At 35.0% G+C, this 10,106-nt stretch carries 11 protein-coding genes; all 11 read right to left on the bottom strand.

Going from position 1 to position 10,106, the window contains the following annotated elements; genetic code table 11:
* Nucleotides 1-81 precede the first annotated feature (81 nt).
* The 11 genes from ACQV2S_RS07470 to ACQV2S_RS07420 all read right to left on the bottom strand — a co-directional run bounded on the left by ACQV2S_RS07470 (nt 82) and on the right by ACQV2S_RS07420 (nt 10,061).
* On the bottom strand, nt 82-1,212 hold the full coding sequence (locus tag ACQV2S_RS07470) for a Fic family protein (RefSeq protein ID WP_428885307.1): 1,131 nt from the start codon (nt 1,210-1,212) through the stop codon (nt 82-84).
* Nucleotides 1,213-1,415: 203 nt separating this feature from the next.
* Complete coding sequence (locus ACQV2S_RS07465; RefSeq protein ID WP_428885306.1) at nt 1,416-1,694, bottom strand: hypothetical protein; 279 nt, start codon at nt 1,692-1,694, stop codon at nt 1,416-1,418.
* A 257-nt stretch (nt 1,695-1,951) separates the two neighbouring features.
* Nucleotides 1,952-2,173: a hypothetical protein gene (locus ACQV2S_RS07460; RefSeq protein WP_428874433.1), complete on the bottom strand. Its 222-nt coding sequence runs from the start codon at nt 2,171-2,173 to the stop codon at nt 1,952-1,954.
* Nucleotides 2,164-2,592: a phage tail protein gene (locus ACQV2S_RS07455; RefSeq protein ID WP_428874434.1), complete on the bottom strand. Its 429-nt coding sequence runs from the start codon at nt 2,590-2,592 to the stop codon at nt 2,164-2,166. The genes ACQV2S_RS07460 and ACQV2S_RS07455 overlap by 10 nt, the downstream gene beginning before the upstream one ends.
* Before the next feature lie 385 nt (nt 2,593-2,977).
* Nucleotides 2,978-4,117, bottom strand: a complete 1,140-nt coding sequence (locus ACQV2S_RS07450; RefSeq protein ID WP_428885305.1) for a hypothetical protein — start codon at nt 4,115-4,117, stop codon at nt 2,978-2,980.
* Between the two features lie 641 nt (nt 4,118-4,758).
* Complete coding sequence (locus ACQV2S_RS07445; RefSeq protein ID WP_428874436.1) at nt 4,759-5,253, bottom strand: hypothetical protein; 495 nt, start codon at nt 5,251-5,253, stop codon at nt 4,759-4,761.
* Nucleotides 5,254-5,408: 155 nt separating this feature from the next.
* Nucleotides 5,409-5,519, bottom strand: a complete 111-nt coding sequence (locus tag ACQV2S_RS07440; protein WP_428874437.1) for an LPXTG cell wall anchor domain-containing protein — start codon at nt 5,517-5,519, stop codon at nt 5,409-5,411.
* Between the two features lie 87 nt (nt 5,520-5,606).
* On the bottom strand, nt 5,607-6,542 hold the full coding sequence (locus ACQV2S_RS07435; protein ID WP_428874958.1) for an ATP-binding cassette domain-containing protein: 936 nt from the start codon (nt 6,540-6,542) through the stop codon (nt 5,607-5,609).
* On the bottom strand, nt 6,529-7,617 hold the full coding sequence (locus ACQV2S_RS07430) for an ABC transporter ATP-binding protein (RefSeq protein ID WP_428882083.1): 1,089 nt from the start codon (nt 7,615-7,617) through the stop codon (nt 6,529-6,531). The genes ACQV2S_RS07435 and ACQV2S_RS07430 overlap by 14 nt, the downstream gene beginning before the upstream one ends.
* A gap of 12 nt (nt 7,618-7,629) precedes the next feature.
* Nucleotides 7,630-8,565: an oligopeptide ABC transporter permease OppC gene (gene oppC, locus ACQV2S_RS07425; RefSeq protein WP_428874957.1), complete on the bottom strand. Its 936-nt coding sequence runs from the start codon at nt 8,563-8,565 to the stop codon at nt 7,630-7,632.
* A complete protein-coding gene (locus ACQV2S_RS07420; protein ID WP_428874956.1) occupies nt 8,565-10,061 on the bottom strand; it encodes an ABC transporter permease in 1,497 nt (498 codons plus the stop codon). The genes oppC and ACQV2S_RS07420 overlap by 1 nt, the downstream gene beginning before the upstream one ends.
* Nucleotides 10,062-10,106 lie beyond the last annotated feature (45 nt).

Here is a 10,106-nt window from a genome sequence, read left to right as displayed (position 1 = left end):
TACAATCTTACATAAGTGAGGTCTCTTTTTCTAGGGAGTCTCGGAGCTTACACAAGAAATTTTACGCTATGAATATAAAAACTAACTTATAATATTAATTAGGTCATAATTAATATAAAGTTTGTTTCTCTTCTTTGAATTATCTTCCTCTATTAACTTCAAATCAGATAATTTCTTTAGATACTTTCTAGCTGTTGCGTCCGTTATGCCTAAAGCTCTAGCAACATCCTTTACGTTACAAAATGGATTCCTAAAGGTATATAGCCATATTTGATTAATGTAATAATTGTTCTCATTTATAATATTAATTCCTGATCTTGCTAAATTGTTTATATTCTCTACTTTTACTGATAAGGAATCGGCCATTCTTTTTGAGGCTGAAAGGAAAAAGTCTATCCATTCAAACCAATTTGGATTTTTTCCACGAACCCCATTCAAGCGATTATAGTATCTCAGCCTTTCTTTTTCCAATTCCTCACTAATGAAGAAGACTGGCTTATCAATTAGTTTATCTTGCATGCAAGTCAAAATAATTAGTATTCTTCCTAATCTCCCATTTCCATCTAAAAAAGGATGTATCGATTCGAATTGCGCATGAATAATTGCAGCCTTAATCAATGGATCGGTATTTTCATCCAAATAATTAAAATCATCAAGCTTTTCTTTTTCAAAACTAAAATGCTTTACTGAATTAATATAATATTCCAAATTGGTCATATATTCTCCGATTTTTTGAGCAGGAATTGGAATATAAACTGCGTTTTCGATTTTATTATCTGGACCGATGTGATTCTGAATTTTTCTAAATTCACCAGCAGAAGCAGACGTTCCTCTCGCTTCATTGGACATAAGTTCTTTGTGCAAACTTTTTATCATCCTAGAACTGATTGGATTTCCCTGATTGATCATTTCGATACCAACTGTTAGTGCTTTTTTATAATTAAGTACCTCTGTAATTTCTTTAGACTTCTTTTTTGAATTTGCTTGATCAATCATATCCGCAAAAGTTACTTGAGTACCTTCAATTCTAGTTGATTGAACCGACTCCTTTAATGAAAGAATTTGAAGAAGGTTATCATCGACAGGAGAGTGATTCAATTCTGAATTTAACTTACCTATCGTACTCTTGATAATAGCAATTTTTTTGTATAACGATAATTCTTCTTCTATAGACACTTTAGGTGGCAATAATTCCAGACCCTGAATTGTCATATTTTTCCTCCTCCCTTTAAGCATGATTAAGTTTATCATATTAAGATAAAAAAAGCATTATTTTTCCTTTATTTATAAGTTTTGAAAATGTTATCTAACTAATTTTCCATTGATTTAGCCTACCCTCACTCATAATTAATCCTGAATTGACCTTAGAATTGATATTTTGATTCCCTCCAGTATTAACCAAAGGGGATAATTTATTATGTGAAACCTAGCTCTCCGTTTGTTCTAGTTTCCTTTTCTCCTAACCTTTCTTCAATGATATCTATCATACGATCAACATCATAGTCATTAGCAACTTCAGCATTGACAGTTATATAAGTATCTCCACTCTCGCTATTAGTCACATTAGTTGCTTTAACAATCCCTGCACCAATCTCTCCTAATACTTTAGAACTTAATGGTAGGATAGCCTCTGGACCTGCTTCACCACCAACTTGAATATTTTTGCCATTAATACCAAACACTGTATGATTCATCATAATTCCTCCGTCCGCATGCTAAGAGATTCTTGGAACTTGTAGTGGAGTTAAACTAAATCGACCGGTAATACTCAATCTAGGGAGTCGTGGTAATTTAATCTCGGGTAACGACCAACTGAAGTTAAAGAAGACTTTATTTTTTTCAGTTGCATTCCCTACCGCATCTTTTGCAGAATTAATTTTATCTGTAATCGCTTGCTTGATACTGTTAAATATTTCCACAGCTTTATTCTTTGCGCTAGTCAATCCATTTATCATAAAGTTTTTACCGAATCGATTGTTTGCTGTGTGCCGGATTTAATGCGTTCCCACGCATGAAACACCGTTTGTTTTACCGTCTCCCATGCACCACACCAATCACCGTTGATTAATTGCATAACTGCCTTAATGATTCCTAGAATAAAGTCCATTGCTATTCTGATTGTTTCTTGAATGATAGGCCATACCGTTTGAGTGACCCCTTGAATCAATCCCAAACTAAGCTGACCTTAGCAAAAACTTGATCCAATATTATTGAGATAAAAGTCTTTATCCAGCCCCAAACAGTATTAATCGTTTGTTTAATTAGTTCGTTGTTTTCATTCCACCAACTTGTCATTGAACTCCATATTTTCATTACAAAATCGCTGATAGATTGGATAATTGGTTGTAAAAACTCTTTTATAGCAACCCAAGTGTTTATAACAGCCTCTCTGAATTGGTCACTAGTTTCCCAGAGCTGCTTGATTACTAAAACAAAACCTACTATTGCAACTATTGTTAGAGCAATCGGAGCTATAGTAGCTAACGAGGCTTTGATAAAGCCAAAAATCAATAGTTGAGCCGCAGTTGCTACGGCTAATAACACCATAAACACCGGGGCTATGACCCCTAAGGCGGTCACCAGCAATCCCATGACAATGGCAAACTCTTTTGCGGGCTTAGGAAGCTTAGAAAACTATTCTCCAATTGATTGTAAGATATCAGCTACAACTTGCAATATCAGAGCTAGTACTTTGCCTATTTCATCTCCAAAGTCACTCATTAATAATTATAGTTTGTTTTGAGCTTTATTTAATTCACTTATTGAATCAAGTGTATCTTCATAAGTAGATTTAAGTTCCCTGCTGCCTCATGCTGGCCTCTCGATAGGTTTCTCGCTAATCTTCAAGCTGCTTAGAAAACAATAAAATAAGAGAGACAAGCACATACAACATGTACTCATCTCTCTGGTCCAACTTCTTGGGTCACTATAATCAGTAGACTCTTTATTAGTTTAATATTGTAAATTACAGGCTAAATTATTTAATAACAACTTGATCTTGTTCTAATTCTTTTTCTGCACCCATCTTACCAGCGTAGGCAGAAATTACTAATCCCAAAACAGATCCAATGAAAGCATAGATAGAATATTTAGAAGCTTCATTTATAACATCATTTGTTGTTTCGACACCTTCGTCAATTGCTTGTTTTGTTCCACTTTCTAAGCGATTCATTTCAGTTTCAGCGCTAGCAAGTAAATATTTCGCTTGAGCTTGAGCTTCTTCATATGATTTCATAATGTGAGCTGTAGCTTCTTCTGCTTCTTCATCATTTAAATCAGTATTATCAGCAATAGCATTCGATAAAGCATCTTCATCTAAACCTTCGTCAATTGTAGCCATACGATCTTCAATGTTTGTATAAACATCTTTCATCGCTTGCTCAACAGGTTTTCCATCAACTACAACGCTTTTAGCTGCATTTTGAATATCAGTTACCGTTTCATCTAACTGATTTTGTAAATAACCTGGTTGCAACTGTTCAATTTCAGTGTCTTCTAGTAAATCTTGTACTTCTTGGTCTAAGTTCGATGTATCAAGTTGTAAGTTATCTGCTACAGCGTTAAATACTTCTTCAGATAAATTACCTGCAGCTTTTGAAACATTTCCTATTGCATCTCCAGCAGCACTAGTTGTCGCACCAAACATAGCACCAATTGTATTGAAAGTTCCTGTCACTGCTGATGAAGCCAATACTACTGCTACAATTAGGCCTGTAGCCCATGTCAGGAAACCATGAACCATACCAGCTCGGTGTGCAGTGTATCCTGCGATAAATCCTCCGCCGGCTAAACTTAAAATTAATGACACAATCGTCCAAATGATTAAGCCCATTCCAACTCCATCTAATGGATTAACAGCGGTTAAGTCAGTAGCTCCAAGTCCGATAGCTGCCCCAATTAAAGAGAACAACATGCTTAAAGCGACGAAAGTCACTAATCCAGCGAAAACAGCACGCCACGATAAGTTTTCTCCTATCCGATGATGATGTCCTATATGGTGATCATGATGTGAGGTATAAGTGTGGTTGCCAGTATCTTTAGTAGGATCCTTTACAACGACCTTACCCTGACCTCCAACAGTAGGCTCAACATTGTGCTTATCTCGTTCATTATTCATATAAATCCCTCTTTCTTAAAGTTTTAACACTCAAGGTGCTTTAAGGTACAATTTATCTTTATAGTGGTGATAAATACTATAAAATAATTGCTTTAGACAAATCGTTCTTTTAGAACTTTCCTTATCCTTAGCATACTAACTTATTTGTAAAAATTCAAATATAACGCTTCTAAAGACCAATTTAATCATAGCAATAGCGTCAGTCAATGGCTTGATGACCCAATCTAAGGTTGGATGATCGCTAAGATTCCAAGCGATCATTTCAGAGTTAAATAAATCCATAATAGGGCTTAAATAAGCAGAATTTTTCCCTAATTTAACTTTCAGTTGCCATTCATTTTACACTAAAGCGACGATTGAGGTGGTTGGGAGCAATTGTTCCCACAGTGCCTTCGTAAGAGCTATAGCGACGTGACTCCGCCAGAATTTTGTACGTTTCAAGCCGAGCTTACCCCTGATTCGTAAAACTTTTCTTAGGGCTAATTTTTTGATGGCATGTTTTGTATAATTAAGCTTTAATTCATCGATAACCAAGAGTATATGTGTCAAGAAGAAAAGAAAAGGAGACCAAGCAACCATTAGTTGCTTAATCTCCTTGGATAGCATCAACCCTATTTGACATAAAGCCAATTTATATAAAATTACTCACCAGTAACTTCTTTTGATAACTCAATTGCGATATCGGTAGTGTCTTCAATCTCATGTTTTAAATTGGCGAAACTTTCAAGAATTTCTTCAAATGATTGTCCAATTTCTTCTTTTAATTCATTAGCTGAATGAGCTAAAACTTCTTTAAAATCAGAATCATCATTTTGATTAGCAAGAGAATGCTGCGTTTCTTCAATTGAACTAAATAATTGATTTTTCAAGTTTGTTAGAGAAAATTTTAATTCTTCTGCCGTTTCTGAAAAAGATACTTTAGCATCTTCACTTGCTAAAGCAGCAACATCAGATAACTCTTGACCCTTTTTAAGAGCAAGCTCTTTATAAGAAGCCAATTGATCGCGCGCTTCCACACTCGATTCTGATAATTTCTTACGATACTCCTCTGTTTTTTCAGGGTATAGATAATTAACTACCGCATAGGCACCTGCAAGACCTGCTACCATACCGATAACTGTTTTTAATTTGGTCATATTTTTTCCACTCCTTAAATCTTTTTTAAGAAGAATTCATTTTAAAGACCTTCTTAATACATAAATATTAACAGATAAAGCCTTTTCACTCAAGAAATCTGCTTAAAAATACACCCCTAAACTACCTAAGGGATGCAGGATGTCTGAAAATAAGCTTAACGCTTATTTTTATTGCCTTTGTATACCATTGCAATACCACCGATTAAAGCAATCGCTGCGATCACAATCAAAAACCAAGTAGCCATTTCGCCTGTTTGTGGTAACATTTTTCTACCTCATTTCTAAATGATATATTAATTTTACACTAACTTATAATAAAAGAAAAGCCGAGATTAAAACCTCGACTTAAACTCTTAATGATACATTTCCTGATATTTAGCCAATTCAGCTTCATTACAATAAATGTAGTGTTCTGGGAGTACTTCACGTACTTTTGGTATATCAGTTGAATAATCATGCATTTCAGGATCATAAACTTTCAATTTAACTTTACGAGCAAGCTCTGGGTCTGGAATAGGTACAGCAGAAAGTAAAGCTTGTGTATAAGGATGAATTGGATTACGGAATAATTCTTCAGTTTCCGCAACTTCAAGAATACGACCATTACGAATTACTGCTATTCTATCAGAAATATAACGTACGACTGATAAGTCATGAGCAATAAAAATATAAGTTAAGCCATTTTCACGTTGAAATTTACGGAGTAAGTTAAGAACTTGCGCCCGAACAGAAACATCTAAAGATGAGATCGGCTCATCTGCAATAACAAGTTCTGGTTCCATAATAAGGGCTCGAGCAATCCCAATACGTTGACGTTGTCCACCTGAGAACTCATGAGGATAACGATACATATGCTCAGATAAAAGTCCAACTTCTTTAAGCATATTCTCAACTTTTTGCAAGCGATCTTCTTCATCTTTAAATAAATTAAAGTTATAAAGGCCTTCTGAGATAATATACTCTACTGTTGCACGGTCATTCAAAGAGGCAGAGGGATCTTGAAAGACCATTTGAATGCTTCCAATTAGCTCTTTACGCTCTTTTTCAGATAATTTAGTATTAATTCTTTTACCTTTAAAGAGAATTTCTCCTCCTGAAGTTTTATTAATACCATTAATTGCACGACCAATAGTTGTTTTACCAGATCCAGACTCACCTACTAATGATAAGGTTTCTCCTTTAAATACATGGAAAGTGGCATCTTTAACAGCAACGAACTTGTCTTTGCCTTCACCAAAAGTGATTTCAAGGTCGTTTACTTCAACTAATTTTTCTCTATTTTTCTCCATTTGCTAACTCCTCTCTAAGAGCTGCATCTGCACCATGAACTTTCTTCAATTTTTCATGAAGGTTATGAATAACAGATGGTTTTTCAGCTTCCGGTGCTCGAGGATCTAGTAACCATGTTTTAGCGTAGTGAGTGTCTGAAACTTTAAACATAGGTGGTTCAGCTTCATAGTCAATTTGCATTGCATAAGGACTACGTGGAGCAAAAGCATCTCCTTCAATTTTTGTATAAAGAGAAGGTGGTGTACCTGCAATTGAGAATAGATCTTCTTCCGGATTTGATAATTGTGGTAATGATGATAAAAGTGCCCATGTGTAAGGATGTCTTGGGTCATAGAAGATATCTTCTACTGTTCCTGTTTCAATGACTTGTCCCGCATACATTACTGCAACACGGTCTGCAATTTGAGCCACTACACCCAAGTCATGAGTAATAAATATAGTTGTAAATTCATATTCTTTTTGTAATTCTTTTAGTAATCTTAGAATTTGAGCTTGAATAGTAACATCCAAAGCAGTCGTTGGTTCATCACAAATCAATACTTTAGGACGACATGCCAATGCAATTGCAATGACAATACGTTGACGCATTCCACCTGAATATTCAAACGGATAATCATCAAAACGTTTTTCAGCGTCACGAATACCAACACGCTCCATTAAATCAATCGCTACCTCTTTTGCTTCTTTTTGCGAAGCATTACGATGCTTAGTAATAACCTCTGTTATTTGAGTTCCAATTGTTAAGACTGGATTCAAAGAAGTCATTGGATCTTGGAAAATTGTTGCCATTTCTTTACCACGATATTTTAACCATTGTTTATCTGAAGTAAAATTTTGTAACTCATCGCCTTTATAGATAACTTTACCTTCTGGAATACTACCATTTTTTTCAAGCATTCCTGTAAATGTTTTCGTTAAAACTGACTTTCCTGATCCAGATTCCCCTACTAAAGCAAGAACCTCACCTTCATAAAGGTCTAAATCGATACCACGAATAGCAGTCAATTCAGAGTCACGCACCTGGAATTTAACAACCAGATCTCTTATTTCTAATATCTTTTTCTTTTCTGTCATTTCAATTGCCTCCTATATGTGATTCTTAGGATCAGTTGCATCAGCTAATGCTTGACCCACAATGTAAAGAGAAACTGAAATCAAAGCAAGAACAGATACAGGAATCCAGAATAAGTACGGTTTTGAAGCGATATTTGTGGAATACTTCTGAATTAATCCACCTAAAGAAACAATATCAGCTGATAAACCAACTCCAATAAAGGATAGGAAAGTTTCAGTCGCAATAAATCCTGGTAAAACTCTGGAAACGTCTGTAGTAATGATTGATGTTAAATAAGGCAAAATGTTTTTAAAAATCATTCGTCTTGCTGGTGTTCCGAGAGTTCTTGATGCTAAATTATACTCTCGATCACGCATAATCATTACTTGTACACGAATAAAGTATGCCGTAAAAATCCATGAAGTGAGGGTCATTGCAAAAAGTAAATTCCAAAAACCATTCCCTAATGAATAGGCTAATACCATAATAATTAATAACGGTGGAATATTAGCAAAAACATTATAAACCTCTAGCATGAAAACGTCTATTTTTTGTGACATTCCCCAGAATGCACCAACTACTACACCAACCGTCGTAGTGACCAAAGTCGCTAAAACTGTGATTGAAATGGATGTTTTTGCTCCAGACCAAGTAGCATCAAATAATGATTGTCCATTAGCATCTGTACCAAACCAGTGCTTTGCACTCGGTTCAATATAGCGTGCTGATAAATCATTAATTTTAGCAGTATCCATTGGATCATAACCAGAGAAAATAGGTTGGATAAATGACATTAAAATGATTGCTGTCATAAGAAATAAGAAGAAAATAGCAATCTTATTTTTACCAAAAGTTCTCCAAACCGATTGCCAATAAGAGTATTTTGGTGAATTAATTTTTTCAGCTTCTTTTTCATTTGTTTCTACAAAACGAAAAGAAGCATCATTAATATTAGGTTGTACTTCCATTATTTATCCTCCTTCACTTCTAGGCGGATACGTGGATCCACAAGAGTCATCGCAATATCGCCTAACATGATAGAGACAACCCCTAAAACTGAGAATATAAAGATTAATCCAACAGTGATTGGGTTATTATGAGAAAGAATTGCATCTGGCAACATTTTACCCATTCCAGGAATGGCAAATACTTGTTCAGTGATTGTGGCTCCAGCAATTGAGAAAATAATTGCTCCAGGAACACCGTTCACAATTGGTATAATCGCGTTCCTAAATATATGTTTGCGAGATATTTCTGATTGACTTAAACCTTTCGCTTTAGCAAATTTAACATAATCAGATGACTGCTGATCGACCATATAGCGTCGAATCCACATTACAGAACCAGATAGAGCTAATAAAGCTAAAACAATAACAGGCATTATATAGGATTTAATATTCCCAGGTCCAAAAATTGGGAATAAATCAGGTAGCCCAAAGAACTTATTACCAATATATCGTCCAAAGAAAATGAAAGCAACTGAAGGTACTGAGATTAAGAGTGTGATAATTGCAGTTCCTAACTTATCTACCAATTGACCTTTGTATCTTGCCATAGCCATAGCCATTGGTATAGCAATAGTATACATTAAAATAATTGAGGCAATGCCGTTTCTAAATGAAATCATCATCATAGATGGATCTTCGTTATTAGAATCAGCCCCTGCATAGTTTGAACCTTCAAACATACGTTTTTCTGTTAAAGAAAGTTCAGCTGTTGGTTTGTAGTAACGTGTGTAAGGATTAATGGCAGATTTAAAGGTTTTACCATCTGGCATAGTAATTTCTTCTGTTACTGAACGACCTTGTTTGTCCGTAATAACATCCACAACAGGCTTCCCTGCAAAAGTAGGGTATGAAACTCCTAAATTAATTTTAAGGAAATTTTGGTGGATAAATGGGAATTTATTATTGAAGTAGATTTGGTAGTAATATTTTGTACCTGAACCAGTTAATGCCCAACCAGCTGTTGCGTCGTGAGTGATTTGATATCCACGCTTTAGATCAGGATTTTCCGGGTCTTTAATACGCCAAGGGTGATCAAACTCAATCAAATTTTTATAAAAATTTAAGACCCTTGCACCAATTGAAACTTCATCGGTAGCAAAATAGCCTCCGCTTATCGGAAGTTGACCTACTTCCCAATTTTGGTTATTTTCTTGCCATTTGTCTATAATTGCTTGATTCTCGGGACTTTCTTGATTTGTAAATTCTGGATAGTCTTTTTGAACTTCCTTTTGAAAGTCACGTTGATTTAAATAATTAATATACCCCATTCGGTCAAAAGCGCTATTTTGATACTCTAAAAGTTGATCGGGTTGTGACTTTAATTTAGCAATTGCAGGGTCATCTTTGAAGATTGAATTTCTCGGCACCAGTGAAAAAATGGCTAAATACACTAAAGTAGTAACCATAAAAATCGAAAATAGTGACCGAAGAATTCTTTTGAATAAGTATTTTTTCATTTGAATCCTCCTATAATAAATGAAAAAGGCCAATTTCTCAGCCTT

Source organism: Facklamia sp. P13064, assembly GCF_050409425.1.
Taxonomy (GTDB): Bacteria; Bacillota; Bacilli; order Lactobacillales; family Aerococcaceae; genus Facklamia.
The sequence above is the reverse complement of the archived record's forward strand: the minus strand, read 5'-3'. Positions and strand labels throughout refer to the sequence as shown.